Origin of the sequence: Solitalea agri (assembly GCF_023914155.1) — a bacterium.
Classification (GTDB): Bacteria; Bacteroidota; Bacteroidia; order Sphingobacteriales; family Sphingobacteriaceae; genus Solitalea; species Solitalea agri.
Genome location: NZ_JAMWYS010000028.1, coordinates 210,563 through 225,420 on the forward strand (window position 1 = coordinate 210,563; position 14,858 = coordinate 225,420).

Below are 14,858 nucleotides of genomic sequence, written 5' to 3' on the forward strand. Positions count from 1 at the left end.
TTAAGAGTTATTTTTTTACAGTATCAGTAGCTGGTTGTGCTGCTGGAGCTGCTTTGTTAGCTGCAGGTAATTGGGCAGGCGTTTGAGCTGGCAAAGTGGTATTTTCAATTTGCTTTTGAATAGCTGATTCACCTTGGTCAACGTTTCTGTTGATGAACATATTGCTCGAAAGGCTAATCACTAATAAACCAATTACTAATGACCAAGTTGCTTTTTCAAGAAAGTCTGAAGTTTTTTGAACACCCATCATTTGATTACCACTGCCAAATGAAGCGCTTAAACCTCCACCTTTAGGGTTTTGTACTAAAACGATTAATACTAATAAAATAGCTACTAAAATTGCTAAGATCACTAATGCCGTATACATCTTCTTGTTATAAATTAATATTCTTTATGCTTAATTAATTGCTTGATAGCTTAGCCTTTAGCCCTAAGTTTCTCAATTTGAGTCGCAAAGTAAGTGTTTTTTTCCGGATATTTCAAACACAATTTTTCGTATACCGAAATGGCTTTATCGATTAAATGCTGGTCGGCGTAAATCTTGGCCATAGTTTCAGAGACTATTCCACTAGATTCAACAAGGCTTTTTTCTGATTTATCTTCAAAAGATATTTCATTCAGCTGAACCGCTCTGATCATAGGCTCTTCACGAATAAACTTCTCAATGATCTGGTCTTCCTTTTTTCGCATGTCGAACTCAACAACAACTGTTTGTTCAAGCTCGTTTAAGTTAGAAAGGTGCAGGGCGTTTTCTAAGAATCCTTTACCAATGTCGGCGGTAACTACTTTTTTAATAGGTTCTGATTGATCAAGTTTTATACTGTCAGCAGCTTTATTTACCTCTTGCTGCATTCTTCTCATGCGTCGCAGCCAGAATGTGAAGGTATGCGGAAGCTTGTCGTCAAGATTAACAGCAACTGTTTTATCTCCAGTTCTCGTTACAATTAAAGGCATCGACTCAAACAATTGACCCGAATCCACTTTAATTTGAGAAGAAACTACTGGCTCAACTGGTTCGTTTTGTGGTTCCGGAGTCTTTTCCTCAGTTGTTTCACTGTCTTGCTGAAGGATCAGATTAATAGGTGTTTCCAAACTGTCCTTCCAACGGTGAAACTCCGGCGGTGCTTGATAATCATCTTCCTCGTCTTTAATCTCTCTATCATCAGAACTTACTCCAGTCTGAATAGGAGTTTTAACTTCATGAAGTTCAGGTAAGTCATCACTAACTTCGGTGAAATAATCAATTGGAGCACTAGTTTCTACTGGTTCCGTTTCAGTTACGATTATAGCTTCTTCATCCAGAATTATATCTTCCTGCTCAACAAATACTGTTTCAAATGCATGGGTTTCCTTACTTTCTTCCACAACTTCAACTGGTTGAGTCTGAAAGGTTGGAATTGTGAAGGCTTCAGCCGGTTCTTTAAATAACTGGACAGCTACCGGCGGGTTTAAAAAAGCATACAAAGCTTCCCGACTAGGAGCATAAGCAGCAGCAACGTTTCGCAGCATTTCGTAATTGGCGCTGTTATGGTGTTTTGCAACTTTAGCATTCATAAAATGCAATGAAGCACAATACGGATACTTTGCTAGTCCTTGCTTTATCAATGCTTCAGAAGTACTTGCCGTACTAGTTGGATTGATAATCGAATGATTAAATTCTTCTGCGTTCAAATTTTACCAGTTTGAAAAAGCCCTGTTATAAATATCTGTTGTTAACTTATCAATAATTAGTTGATTGACCTCAATTTGAAATGTCCCTGATAAGTTTTGTGATTTTGAGAAGTTCTCAAATTGAGAGAACGATTGATCAAAGCTCAGTTTTTCATCTTTAGTATTGGTATATTTAACCTGCACCGTGATTGTAAGCCTGTTTTGCTCAGCACTTCCGGTTTCTCCAGTCGAAGTAAACGAGACAGGTTCAATTCGGTAGCCGGTAATAGTTCCCTCAAAGTTTACATCGCCAATAGTTTTCGTCAAGCCCAATGGGGATTGGCGGGTGATTCTATCTTTTAATGACTCCGTAAATTTCTGACTCAACGTAGGATCGACCAAAGGAGCCCTGTTCTCAAAAAATTGAACCGAAAATGTTTTAACCGTTGGAGGAATTGACGCTCCGGTAAATGAATAGCATCCTGTGAGTGAATGTGCAAGGAGCGAAAAAACTGCCAAATAAATTAATCTCTTCATTCTAAATATCAAGCCGAATTACTCTATAAATTTAACTCTTTAATTTTACGGTAAAGGGTGCGTTCGGAAATTCCTAATTCTGACGCTGCATATTTTCTTTTTCCCTTATGCTTTTTGAGTGCCTTTTTTATCAAATCAGCCTCCTGGTCGTTTAACGAGAGGCTTTCTTCCACTTCTTCAGCCAGGTTAATAGGATGATACTGCGGCTGCGGTGTGTGAGTATGAGTATGGGCAACCGGAGTGGGTTCAATATTTATTGGCTGAGAAATATGTTCGGGCTCAAATGGCTGCACATCGCTGTAAAGCTTTGTTATCAGTTGAGGGTTCGACTGAACAATATGACTGATTCCATCTGGATGCTGAATGATTTCTACCACCAGTTTTTTCAAGTCGGTGATATCTTTACGCATATCAAACAATACTTTGTATAAGATATCCCTTTCTGAAAAATCGTTCGAGGGATTAGCCTCTTTACGCAGCATTGGTAACGTTGTTGATTGCTCCGTTGGCAAATAATGTCGTAAGGTTACCGCATCAACCTCACGGTTTTTTTCTAATACGGCAATCTGCTCTGCTAAATTCCTTAATTGCCTAACGTTACCTGGCCATGAATAACTCTCGAGCATCTGACGAGCATCTTCGGTTAATTGAACTGAAGGGCTGCGATATTTCTCACTGAAATCAGCGACAAACTTTCTGAATAATAAATAAATATCCTCTTTACGTTCTCGTAAAGAAGGGATTCGCAAAGGAACCGTGTTTAAGCGATAATAAAGGTCTTCCCTAAATTTACCTTTTTGAACAGCCTCATAAACATCAACATTGGTTGCAGCAACAATGCGAACATCTGTTTTCTGAACTTTTGATGATCCAACACGTAAGTATTCACCGGTTTCCAAAATACGTAATAAACGTGCTTGTGTGCCTAAAGGTAATTCGGCAACCTCGTCTAAAAAGATGGTTCCGCCATTTACTACCTCAAAATAGCCCTTGCGGTCGTCAAGAGCATTGGTGAATGACCCTTTAACGTGGCCGAATAATTCGGAGTCAACAGTTCCTTCAGGAATCGCTCCACAGTTAACTGCGATGAATGGTCCGTGCTTGCGATGGCTCATATTGTGAATAATATGAGAGAACGCTTCTTTTCCAGAACCACTTTCACCGGTTATAAGCACCGAAATATCAGTAGGCGCCACCTGACGGGCAATATCAATGGCCCGGTTCAATAATGGCGAATTACCAATTATTCCGAATCGTTGTTTAATTTCTTGTACGTTCATTAATGTGTATCAATAATGAATGAAGGATTGAATGATAGGATGAAAGAATAAATACTAAGTATTATTGCTCATTCTTTCTTGCTGTTGCCACAACAGATAAGATCTCTTCAGTTTCCTTCATTAACGACTCAAGTTTTACAGCAGGTAATATACCTGCTTCTAAAATCACTTCAAGTCAAAAGAGTGACTCATCAGTTTCCTCAACTACAATACTTAATTTTGAGAAGAATTCGGCTTTTGACCTTGCTCTGCAAACTGCCCGATAATTGGCACCAACAGAAGAAGGTGATCACAGCAATTTTTTCCCAATAATTTCGGCTTCGATAGTCTTTGGCAAATGCCTGAATAAGTTAATATTTCGAACTACAAAAGTTTTGGCTCTTGCTTTGAACTCCCTGATGAATTCTTCTTTTTGTAATTTTCCCATGGTATGATGAATAAGAGTGTTGTTCGTGAATATCTAAATAAATTCTTTCATTCACTCATGCTCTCATTCAATCATTAAGGAATTTTATACCATTTTCCCAATCAGTGTAGCTGAAGTACAACGTTCCACAACTACATTAACATAGTCGCCGGGCTTAATATTTTCAACTACAGGGAAGATTACCATAGCGTTCTGATCATTCCGTCCGCAGAAATCCTGATCTGATTTTTTTGATAAACCCTCAACCAGTACTTTTTGCACTTTACCTAGCTGTTGCTCAAAACGTAGCTTAGAGTGAGCTTGTTGCTTGTTAATGATCTCCGTTAACCTGCGATTTTTAACCTCTGTAGGAATATCGTCTGTAAATTTCTTTGCAGCAGGTGTTCCCGGACGTTCAGAGTACATAAACATGTAAGCATAATCATACTGAACAAAATCCATCATGCTTAAAGTTTCCTGATGCTCTTCTTCTGTTTCGCTACAAAAACCAGCAATAACATCGGTTGAAATAGCACATTCAGGAATAATACGACGAATAGCATTTACTCTGTCCATGTACCACTCTCTATCGTACGTACGGTTCATCAGGTCTAAAATACGGCTGTTACCTGATTGTACAGGCAAGTGAATGTACTTACATATATTCTCGTACTTAGCCATGGTATACAACACCTCATCCGTAATATCTTTTGGATGAGAGGTTGAAAAGCGAATGCGAACCTCCGGGCTAATTAACGCCACACGCTCAAGTAGCTGTGCGAAATTAACAGATTCGGTTCCTTCTTCGTTGGTCCATTTATAAGAGTCAACATTTTGGCCTAAAAGTGTTACCTCTTTGTAACCACTGTTATATAGATCAGTAACCTCTTTAATGATTGAATGTACATCGCGGCTACGTTCACGGCCGCGGGTAAATGGCACTACGCAAAACGAACACATATTGTCGCATCCACGCATAATAGAAACAAATGCCGAAATACCGTTGCTCGTTAAACGAACCGGATTAATATCAGCGTAAGTTTCTTCACGTGATAGTAAAACATTTACGGCTTTATTGCCACCATCTACGCTTTCAATAAGGTTAGGAAGATCGCGATAAGCATCAGGGCCAATTACAATATCCACCAGTTTTTCTTCTTCTAAAAACTTGGCTTTTAAACGCTCTGCCATGCAACCTAAAACGCCAACAACCATATCAGGCTTGCGAACTTTTGCAACTGCAAACTCTTTAAGGCGGTTTCTTACGCGTTGCTCTGCATTTTCTCTGATCGAGCAAGTATTGATAAAGATTACGTCAGCTTCCTGGTAAGTATTGGTAGTTGTAAATCCCATATCGAGCATAATGGAAGCAACAATCTCCGAGTCAGAGAAATTCATCTGGCATCCATAACTTTCGATATAAAGTTTACGTCCATTATTTCTTCCTGTTTGGTTATCCAATACTAACGCCTCGCCTTGGCGCGCTTCATCATGTTCTTTTACCGTAATCCCCGAGTTAAACATATCTCTTCACTTGTTATAAACTAAATCCTTAATGGTTTGTCATTAAAAACCAATTGCTTGTAAATCGATTTTTAATTGACTTTCAAAAAAATAGGACCGCAAAAGTAATCAATTAACCCGACAAATGACACTTTGGCAGTAAGTTTGTCTTTACATATTGCTAAATTACATCAGCACCTTGCTTCAATGCTTCAGAAGAATCGAAAATTATTGTACGGGCTAGTCATTGTCCTTGCTTCTTGCATGCTCTTATTAGGAGGTGCGGCCTGGTACCTTGCGCTACGACTGGAACCAATATTAAAGGAACAATTACAAAAGCAGGTGCATCAGGACTCTAATGGGTTATATCAACTAGAGATCAAAAAACTATCAATAAAACTGTTTTTGGGCCGTATATATTTTACCGAACCTCGTTTAGTACCCGATAGTATGCGACTTCGTCAGTTACGATTGGCTCATCAAGCACCGCTATCAGTTTTCAATGTTTCTTGTCAGTCTATTGTTTTATCTGATGTCGATTTTTGGCATCTCTATAAGAAGAAGCAGCTTTCAATAGGACTGTTAATGGTAAAGCAGCCCAAACTGTTACTGGTTAGAGACTTAACTGTTACTCCCAAAAAAGACGGACAAACCCGTAAAAGTTTATATCAACTGGTAAAGCCAATTCTTAATAGGATAAGTTTAGCTGAAATAAAGATTGTTGATGGAGAAGTAAATTATAAGCGAGTGTATGCTGATAGAATAACTTCGCTTAAACTCAATAAAATAACAGTTCTGTTTGATGATTTTTTAATGGATTCTCTGGCTGAAATTGATATTACCCGGTTTTTCTACAGTAAAAATATTCACGTTCAAATAGACGACTATAGCTATTTGACACCAAGTAATCGCTACAAGATCTTTGTCAAGCAATTTAATCTGTCAACGCAAGACTCAACAGTTATTGCGCAAAATGCAAGCTTGATTCCACAATACAAAAAGATGGATTTTGCAAGAAAAGCAGGAGAACAGATTGATCGTTTCAATATTAATACTGATTCGCTTATAATTCAGGGATTTCATCTGAAATCATTTCTTTTTGATGAGCGCATCTTTGCGAATAAGGTGGAATTAATACGGCCTTCATTGGAAGCCTTCCGCGATAAAAATATCCCACGTAAGGATTTGAAAGAGAAGCTTCTTTTTCATGAAATGCTACAAACGATTGATCATGAAGTGCTTATAAAAAAGGTGACGATTAATGAAGGTCGGATTGAATATGAAGAAAAACCCCAAGGGAAAAGTAAGAGCGGAACGGTTTTCTTCACTAATTTGAAAGCTACCTTTACAAATGTTTCTAATTTGCTGGATCCGGCAAGGCCAACGATTGACATAAAAAGTAGTGCGTATTTGATGGGATCGGGAGAAATGAATTTTGAATTTCGTTTTCCGGTTAATCCTGCGGAGAAAACTTTTACGGTAAATGGTTCAATACGGGCTATGGATCTCCGACGTTTGAATCCAGCCATTGATCAACTGGCTTTTGTGCGTGTTAAAAGTGGCAGATTAAAAAGCCTGAATTTTTCAATAAAGGCCACTCCGATTGCTTCTAAAACCTATATGAAGTTTTTATATGACGACCTGGAGATCCAATTGCTGAATAAAGAGACTGGTACCACAGAGAAACAAGGGCTGGCCACAACGTTAGTAAATGCAGTAATTATTGATAAAAGCAATCCCATACCACAGGTCCCGGTAAGAATTGCCAATGTGATTTACCAGCGCGATAAAACCCGATCGGTATTCAACTTTTTATGGAAAAGTATTTTTACTGCTTTAAAACCATCGGTTGGTATTAATGATAAGAAAGAAAGTAAGATTAAGGAGATGGAAGAAAAGTTTAAAGCACTTAAGCTACGTTCGAAGAAGAAAAAGGAAGATAAAAGGAGAAAAGACGAGATCGAGAAGCAGCTTCAAAAAGAGAAACGGAGTAATTCATAGTTAAATCACAAAAAAAGCGTCCCGAAAATCGGGACGCTTTTTTATGTTCAAGAATTTGAATTAAACTTTATAAATCCACCCGTGTGTATCGGCTGTAGCTCCTGATTTAATTGCATCGAGGTGTTTGTGAACTTTGTTTGAAAAATCACGGCCAGCAGGATCAGGTAGGATATAATCTTTGTCGCCATTGGTAATTTGAGCGATCTGGCTAATGGTTGCAGCAGTTCCTACACCAAAAGCTTCAGTTAATCGACCTTCTTCAATAGCTTTAACAACTTCAGCAACAGCAACCGGACGCTCTTCAACAGTTAGTCCCCATTCACGGGCAACGGTTAAAACGCTATCGCGAGTGATGCCTTTTAGAATAGTGTCTTTTGCTGGAGGAGTAACTAATTTACCATCGATAACAAACATAACGTTCATTACACCCGACTCTTCAATAAACTCATGCGTGTTTGAATCGGTCCAGATAACCTGATCAAAACCGGCTTTTTGAGCCAGCATTGCAGGGTACATTGAAGCACCATAATTAGCAGCAGCTTTTGCGTAACCAATACCTCCTGGGCAAGAACGCGAATAGGTGGTTTCAAATTTCACTTTAACCGGTTTGCTGTAATAAGCTCCAACCGGACAGGTGAAAATAATGAAAGTATATTTTGCTGACGGGCGAACACCAATATATTCATCAGTTGAAAACATAAACGGACGAATATAAAGAGCCGAATCAGGTTTGTTTGGAATCCAGTTTTTGTCGATATCAATTAACTGAGACATACCTTTCATGAAAATATCTTCAGGAACAGTAGGCATACACATACGTTCAGCTGAAATATTAAAGCGCGCAAAGTTAGCTTCCGGGCGGAAAATGACCGCTTCGCCTTGCTCATTTTTAAAAGCTTTTAACCCTTCAAAAATTGCCTGACCATAATGAAGGGCAGCCATTGCAGGTGTAAATTCAATAGGAGCGTAAGGCTTAATTGCAATATTTTTCCATTCGCCATCGCTATATTCAGCTACCAGCATGTGGTCAGAGAATACTTTTCCAAAAGGTAGATCATTAAAATCAACGGCGCTGATCTTTGATGTTTCTACTTTCTGAACATCAATATTTAATGTCTCAATCATCTTTATTGTATCGATTAATTTATGCAAGATTACTCATTTTTTGAGAGCTTTTCTAATTTATCTGCCTCATATGCAGCGGTTATTAGGTTTTTAAAAGTGTTTTGCAAACTACTTTTTTGGTGGTACAAACTCCTCTACCCATTTCTTTCCCCAGTCTTCAATTTCCTGGGTTGACCATAATTCGGGATAGAATACTAATTTCTGAAAACGCGGAGGAAGGTACTTCTGCCAGTTGGTTCCGCCGGTCGCTTTAATATCTTCCGGATCACGCTGCATGTAACGAACTGCCGATCGGTAATGCATTAATTTCCAGTTTACATTCACATGTGTATCGAAACTACGAAGCAGTTCTTTCAAATAATTCACATCCTCGCCTTTTGTTTCTAAGCTTTTAAATAATTGCCAGAAATTTTTGGTTTGTAGGTTTGTTCCTAACTCAATAAAACGCTGACTGTACTTTTGCTCAAATTGTTTAAGCGTTAAGGTTTTCTTGCCTGTAGAGAGTTCTGTGGCACCGGTTTTCCAGTACAAATTTTCATATTGTTCGGCTATTGACAAGTTTTTCAATGCTTCCCTTTTCTCGGCAGGAACAAGTGTTAAGAAATCAGAAGCATAGATCTCAATCATTCGGTATTGACCCGATTGAAATCCACTTGCAGGAAGTAATGACATACGGAATGCCAGGAATTGCTCCTTTTCCATACCGTCAACCATTACATCAAACGAGTCAATTAACGATTCGAAATAGCGATTAATACGCTTCAATCGCGCTGCAAAGAAATCAACCGTCAGTTGATCTTTAGTGGTAATTTGCTCACATTCATGTAAAATCAAATTCAGGTATAATTCTGTGATCTGATGATACATGATAAATATTTTCTCATCCGGAAACTGCGTCTTTGGACGTTGAAGTGTTAAAAGGGTATCTAAGTGGATATAGTCCCAGTAAGTTAAAAAATCAGCATAGAGCAGTCCATCCAGGTAGGAATTCATATCCTGACCCATTGCATCGTATTTCTGATGCAGTTGCCCGAGCCTTTTTAAAAGTTCGTCATTTAGTTGCATAATAATTTATTGATAGGATTAGGTGGAGCAAATGTAGAGTAATGTTTTAAAAAAGCCTCAATTTGAAGCTTTAAATACAAAACGCTTTTTAACTATCTTCGCTGCAGAACGTAATTACACCCATGAAGCTACCCCGTAAAGGAAGAAGTCTCTCGCTGTTTTCATCCCAATTAATCTTAATTAGCTATTTATTTAAATGGCTGTTGATCTGTTTAATTATAGGATCGATTGCTGGAACCGCATCAGCAGGCTTTTTATTGTCGTTGCAATGGGCAACCGAATGGCGTGAACAACATTTTTGGATTATATGCCTTTTGCCCCTTGCGGGTTTGTTGATCGGCCTTATTTACCATTATTACGGTCAGGATGTTTCAAGAGGAAATAATCAACTCTTAGAAGAGTTTCATAATCCTAAAAATATAATTCCATTTAAAATGGCTCCCATGATATGGCTCTCGACTGTTTTAACCCACCTTGTAGGAGGTTCTGCGGGGCGTGAGGGTACAGCCGTTCAAATGGGTGGATCATTGGCTGATCAGCTTACGCATCTCTTCAAATTTAAACCCCGCGATCGGAAAGTCATCTTAATTGCCGGTATTGCAGCCGGCTTTGCTTCGGTTTTTGGAACTCCATTAGCTGGAACCATTTTTGGACTAGAAGTGATGGTGATTGGACAATTAAGCTACACGGCAATTTTACCTTCATTGCTTTCTGCGGTTATTGCTGATTATATGTGCCGGGCTTGGAATGTGGGGCATACACATTATCATATTGATCTAATTCCGGCATTAAATTCGATCAATATTTTATGGACAATTTTGGCGGGTATTGTTTTTGGTATCGTGGCTATGCTGTTTTCATGGTTAATGCATAAGATAGCTGATTGTTTTAAAACGATAGTTAATTATGCTCCGCTTCGCCCCCTTTTAGGAGGAGCAGTGCTTGTAATGGTTATTGCTGCAATTCAATGGCTTGTTCCTGCTTATAGCACCCGATATCTTGGGCTTGGGGTTCCGGTTATTGTTGAATCGTTTAAACAACAACAATTGTTTGTGGACTTTGCCGCTAAAATATTGTTTACTGCTTTTACATTAGGTGCCGGGTTTAAAGGTGGAGAGGTAACTCCGTTGTTTTTTATAGGGGCTACGTTAGGCAGTGCTTTGTCGCTAATAATTCCTTTGCCGGTTGGACTTTTAGCTGGAATGGGATTTGTTTCAGTATTTGCAGGAGCAGCAAATACGCCACTGGCATGCATTGTAATGGGGCTAGAATTATTTGGAATTGAAGCCGGGGTGTTTATTGCCTTGGCTTGTATAGTTGCCTTTTTATTTTCTGGAAATTCCGGAATTTATACTTCTCAACGCATTGGCTCGGCTAAGCATATTTTGCTTTATCGTTATTTAAGGAAATAGATATATTAGAAAATACCTCTATGGAAATAAAACTGCTTCTACTTTTCCCTTTTTACTGGCATTTAAAATAATAGTTAACAAGGTTCATTTATATCAGGAAGCATTGTTATCCTTTGAGTCGAAAAGTTTGTTTAACTTAAAATAATTAAACAATATGTACGAAGTAGTTTACTTAGACTGATAAAAGCGTTTAGAATGAAAGAGAATTTTTTAAAATGTGTTATCGTTGTTGCCACAATACTTGCTTTAGGGTCAAAATCAACCGCGCAAGTTGTTGAAGGAGGCGCTATTAATAGAACTTCGGCAGCTGTACCGTTTTTAAGTATTACACCCGACTCTCGTTCAGGTGGCATGGGTGATGTTGGAGTGGCTACTTCTGCTGATGCAAATGCTATCAGCCATAATGCTGCTAAGCTCGCTTTTGCAGAGGCTCCAACGGCAATTGGTTTGAGCTATAGCCCATGGTTAAAGGGTTTAGGTATAGACGGTGTTTTCCTGGGCTATTTATCAGGATATCACCGAATTGATGACCGACAGACTATTGCCGCTTCGTTTCGCTACTTTACTTACGGAGATATACAATTTGCTGATGGAAACGGAAATGCATTGCAGGTCTATAAGCCAAGTGAGTTTTCATTTGACGCTGCTTATATACGTAAACTGAGTGAGACATTTTCAATGTCGATGGCAGCCAGGTATATTCATTCAGATTTAGGATCCGGTAATTACAGCGGTATCGAAATTAGTGCAGGAAATGCTTTCGCTGCTGACCTGGGAATGCTGTATGCGAAGGAAAGTCAGCTTTTCGGAACGCCGACGAATTTTTCAGCCGGCTTGAATATTTCGAATATAGGTCCAAAGATTAGCTATGGCAATTCTAAAAGTTTTTTACCGACTACGTTAAAGTTAGGAGGAACGGCTGACTTTGTATTCGATGAGAATAATTCATTGGCTTGGTCCTTAGATTTTAATAAGTTATTGGTCCCCGAAAATGGAAATGATGAAACCTCTGTTTCTGGTGGAATTTTTGATTCATTTTCATCACTCAAACTTGGTGTAGGAACAGGCTTAGAGTACTGGTACGCTAAATTGATTGCCGTTCGCGGTGGTTTTTATACCGATGCCAGCTCAAGTGATGCCAGTCAATATGTAACCACTGGACTGGGAGTTAAATACAGCTCATTTGCTTTCGATTTTTCTTATCTCATCCCTACAGCGGCACATGATCCTTTGGAAAAAACGGTACGTTTTTCATTGGCATATAATTTTAATAGTTCATCAAAACTTAAAAAACAGACTAACAATAATTAATTATTTAAATAGTTCTTAGATGTTATGGCCCGCTTTAAAGCGGGCTATTTTTTTTGAAATCCATTTAATATAGTGGTGCGAATACTTTTTCACTTTAATTGTAAGTTTGCGGCAAATTAAAATACTATGAATTTTAGGGTAGGCTTTGGCTTCGACGTACATCAATTGGTTGATGGGCATCCATTCTTTTTAGGAGGAGTTAAATTAGAGGCTGATAAAGGAGCTTTTGGTCATTCTGATGCCGATGTTTTATTGCATGCTTTATGTGACGCTTTATTAGGTGCAGCTAATCTCCGTGATATTGGGGTTCATTTTAAAAACACCGATGACCGATGGAAAGGTATCAGCAGTTTAATCTTATTGGAAGAAACTATGAAACTGGTTGCTGAAAAGGGTTATAAAGTTGGAAATGTTGATTGTACCGTTTGTTTGGAAGCCCCAAAGGTAAACCCTCATATTCCTGCCATGCAAAAAGCAATTGCCGAAAAATTGGGGGTTGATGAGGATGCTGTTTCGATAAAAGCCACTACTAACGAGAAATTGGGCTTTATTGGACGCGAGGAAGGAGTTACTGCTTCGGCAATTGCGCTGATTTATAAATAAGGAAAACGAATTAACCGAAAAACCACATGAAGGAACAGCATAGGCTCCATGGCCTCGACTATTTAAGAGGATTGGCGGCATTGGGTATAATGCTTTATCATGTCGATTTTTGGATCAATGGTAAAAGCGGAATTGACGGGTTTCTTCCTAAAGTTGGAATTTACGGAGTTTCTATTTTTTACATTTTGAGTGGGCTCACACTTTATTACGTTTATATCGATAAGCTATCGCTCACTCTTAACCAACTCAAGAATTTTTTTCTAAAACGGTTTTTTAGAATTTTTCCCCTGCTTTGGCTTTCGATAATTCTTACCGCATTATTGAATAAAAAACTTCCAGCTGCTGATGTGCTGATTTATAATTTAACCGGCCTTTTTGGAATAGTTAAGAGGGAATATTACTTAGCTGCAGGAGCCTGGTCAATTGGTAATGAATTGGTGTTTTACTTGTTTTTTCCTGTATTTATTCTGCTAATTAAAAAAAGTAAGCCTTTATTCTTTATATTTTCAGCTCTTTTACTTGCCATTTATAGCTATTTCGCATTTAGCGGACTAAGCCCAAATTTAACCTTGGAAGAACAATGGGCTATTTACATCAACCCATTAAATCAGGTATTTCTTTTTCTAAGTGGATTTTTAATAGGGTATTTCTTTAAATTTTTAAACATACAGTCTAATTTCAATCTGCTAATATTAGCGCTGGCGGTTGTGGTATTTGCATTTTTCCCTGTTTATGGTGATGCTGGTAAAATAGTTATGGGTTATAATCGACTATTATTTTCACTGCTTTGCTGGCTGATTTGTGTATGTTTTTATAAGCTTTCCATTAATATTCCCAGATGGATTGATAAACCTTTGAGTTTACTGGGGGAGGCTAGCTATTCGCTTTATTTACTTCATCCCATCATTTGGTTTTTGGTTGGAGGAGCAATAAATGTTTTCTCAAAGCATGTATTTGTTATTCCCGATTTTATAAAAGGAAGTAGTGTTATTCTTGCATCACTTCTGGTATCTTACTTCTCCTATCTGAAATTTGAAAAGTATTTTATGAAAAAAGGAAATGAGGTTATAAGTAAGCTGAATACAAAATTTGTGAAAGCTTAAAAGCCTCGTTGTCGCATTGCTTCGAAAGCTAAAATAGCCGTACAGGTAGAAACATTTAGCGAATCAATTTTTCCGCGCATCGGTATTTTAATTTGTTTGTCCGCTCCGTCAAGCCACTTCTCAGTTAGTCCTGTTGCTTCAGTTCCCATTACTATTGCACAAGGCTTGCTCATGTCGGTATTGTGGTAAAACTCCGTCGCTGTTAAAGCGGCAGCATAACTGGTAATATTCTCTTTTTTTAGCCATTCTAATACTTCATCACTTGTTGAGGTTACTACTTGGGTGGTGAAAACGCAACCAACGCTTGAACGAATTGCATTAGGGTTATAAATATCAGTTCGCGGATCACAAACAATAACGGCATCTACTTGAGCCGCATCTGCAGTACGTAAAATGGCGCCAAGATTTCCCGGTTTTTCTACTGCTTCTAGAATGATAAGGAATGGATTTTCAGGCAGTTTAAGTGTTTCTAGTGTATGATAATGAGGTTCGGCAACAATAATTAATCCGTCAGAGCCTTCTCTGTAGGCTATTTTATCAAAAACTTCTTTACTGATGTGAAAGATATCTTTTGTATTTACGCCTTCAATGCGCTCATTACCCCAAACTTCTTCACAAACAAACAGCGTTCTTATTTTAAAGCCAGCATCTAAGGCTAAACCCAATTCACGGTTTCCCTCAAAAACAATCAGGTTTTGTTTTCTTCGTTCCGATGATTTCTCCTGAAGTTTTAATACGTTCTTAATTTTCGGATTTTGGGTAGAGGAAAGGATTTCGTGCATTTTAAATCAGGGAATAAAATTGCTGGATTGAATTAATAAAAGTTAAATAGTAAAATTTTTAAACCGTAATTTGACTTCGC

The 14,858-nt window shown here is 38.3% G+C and carries 13 protein-coding genes and 1 pseudogene; 5 read left to right on the forward strand and 9 right to left on the reverse strand.

Features of this window, described 5'->3' with window-relative positions; translation table 11 throughout:
• Positions 1 to 7: 7 nt before the first annotated feature.
• From secG to miaB, 6 genes and pseudogenes are all read right to left on the reverse strand, one after another.
• On the reverse strand, positions 8 to 367 hold the full coding sequence (gene secG, locus NF867_RS08555; RefSeq protein ID WP_252587400.1) for a preprotein translocase subunit SecG: 360 nt from the start codon (positions 365 to 367) through the stop codon (positions 8 to 10).
• Positions 368 to 417: 50 nt separating this feature from the next.
• Positions 418 to 1,671, reverse strand: coding sequence for a hypothetical protein (locus NF867_RS08560; RefSeq protein WP_252587401.1), 1,254 nt, complete (start codon positions 1,669 to 1,671; stop codon positions 418 to 420).
• A gap of 3 nt (positions 1,672 to 1,674) precedes the next feature.
• On the reverse strand, positions 1,675 to 2,187 hold the full coding sequence (locus tag NF867_RS08565) for an LptE family protein (protein ID WP_252587402.1): 513 nt from the start codon (positions 2,185 to 2,187) through the stop codon (positions 1,675 to 1,677).
• Between the two features lie 23 nt (positions 2,188 to 2,210).
• Complete coding sequence (locus tag NF867_RS08570; protein WP_252587403.1) at positions 2,211 to 3,467, reverse strand: sigma 54-interacting transcriptional regulator; 1,257 nt, start codon at positions 3,465 to 3,467, stop codon at positions 2,211 to 2,213.
• A gap of 175 nt (positions 3,468 to 3,642) precedes the next feature.
• Positions 3,643 to 3,738, reverse strand: a pseudogene (locus NF867_RS18485) (four helix bundle protein); the annotation flags it as partial.
• A 240-nt stretch (positions 3,739 to 3,978) separates the two neighbouring features.
• The gene (gene miaB / locus NF867_RS08575; protein WP_252587404.1) at positions 3,979 to 5,397 is read right to left on the reverse strand and encodes a tRNA (N6-isopentenyl adenosine(37)-C2)-methylthiotransferase MiaB; all 1,419 of its coding nucleotides are present in this window, start codon (positions 5,395 to 5,397) and stop codon (positions 3,979 to 3,981) included.
• Between the two features lie 243 nt (positions 5,398 to 5,640).
• On the opposite strand from miaB, the gene NF867_RS08580 reads away from it, so the two are divergent.
• Entirely contained in the window at positions 5,641 to 7,377 is a 1,737-nt protein-coding gene (locus NF867_RS08580) for a DUF748 domain-containing protein (protein ID WP_252587405.1), read from the forward strand.
• A 60-nt stretch (positions 7,378 to 7,437) separates the two neighbouring features.
• Here the strand turns inward: NF867_RS08580 and NF867_RS08585 are convergent, their stop codons facing one another.
• Both NF867_RS08585 and NF867_RS08590 read right to left on the reverse strand, forming a co-directional pair.
• On the reverse strand, positions 7,438 to 8,502 hold the full coding sequence (locus NF867_RS08585; protein WP_252587406.1) for a branched-chain amino acid aminotransferase: 1,065 nt from the start codon (positions 8,500 to 8,502) through the stop codon (positions 7,438 to 7,440).
• Between the two features lie 108 nt (positions 8,503 to 8,610).
• Positions 8,611 to 9,567 carry a tryptophan 2,3-dioxygenase family protein gene (locus tag NF867_RS08590; RefSeq protein ID WP_252587407.1) on the reverse strand — a complete coding sequence of 319 codons (957 nt, stop codon included), beginning with the start codon at positions 9,565 to 9,567 and terminating at the stop codon, positions 8,611 to 8,613.
• A 122-nt stretch (positions 9,568 to 9,689) separates the two neighbouring features.
• On the opposite strand from NF867_RS08590, the gene NF867_RS08595 reads away from it, so the two are divergent.
• The 4 genes from NF867_RS08595 to NF867_RS08610 all read left to right on the forward strand — a co-directional run bounded on the left by NF867_RS08595 (position 9,690) and on the right by NF867_RS08610 (position 13,996).
• Entirely contained in the window at positions 9,690 to 10,979 is a 1,290-nt protein-coding gene (locus NF867_RS08595) for a voltage-gated chloride channel family protein (RefSeq protein WP_252587408.1), read from the forward strand.
• A gap of 195 nt (positions 10,980 to 11,174) precedes the next feature.
• Positions 11,175 to 12,290 carry a type IX secretion system outer membrane channel protein PorV gene (gene porV / locus NF867_RS08600; protein ID WP_252587409.1) on the forward strand — a complete coding sequence of 372 codons (1,116 nt, stop codon included), beginning with the start codon at positions 11,175 to 11,177 and terminating at the stop codon, positions 12,288 to 12,290.
• Positions 12,291 to 12,416: 126 nt separating this feature from the next.
• Positions 12,417 to 12,893: a 2-C-methyl-D-erythritol 2,4-cyclodiphosphate synthase gene (ispF, locus tag NF867_RS08605; RefSeq protein WP_252587410.1), complete on the forward strand. Its 477-nt coding sequence runs from the start codon at positions 12,417 to 12,419 to the stop codon at positions 12,891 to 12,893.
• 26 nt (positions 12,894 to 12,919) lie between these two features.
• Positions 12,920 to 13,996, forward strand: coding sequence for an acyltransferase family protein (locus tag NF867_RS08610; protein ID WP_252587411.1), 1,077 nt, complete (start codon positions 12,920 to 12,922; stop codon positions 13,994 to 13,996).
• On the opposite strand, the gene NF867_RS08615 is transcribed toward NF867_RS08610, so the two are convergent.
• Positions 13,993 to 14,778, reverse strand: coding sequence for a TrmH family RNA methyltransferase (locus NF867_RS08615; protein WP_252587412.1), 786 nt, complete (start codon positions 14,776 to 14,778; stop codon positions 13,993 to 13,995). The genes NF867_RS08610 and NF867_RS08615 overlap by 4 nt on opposite strands.
• Between the last annotated feature and the right edge of the window lie 80 nt (positions 14,779 to 14,858).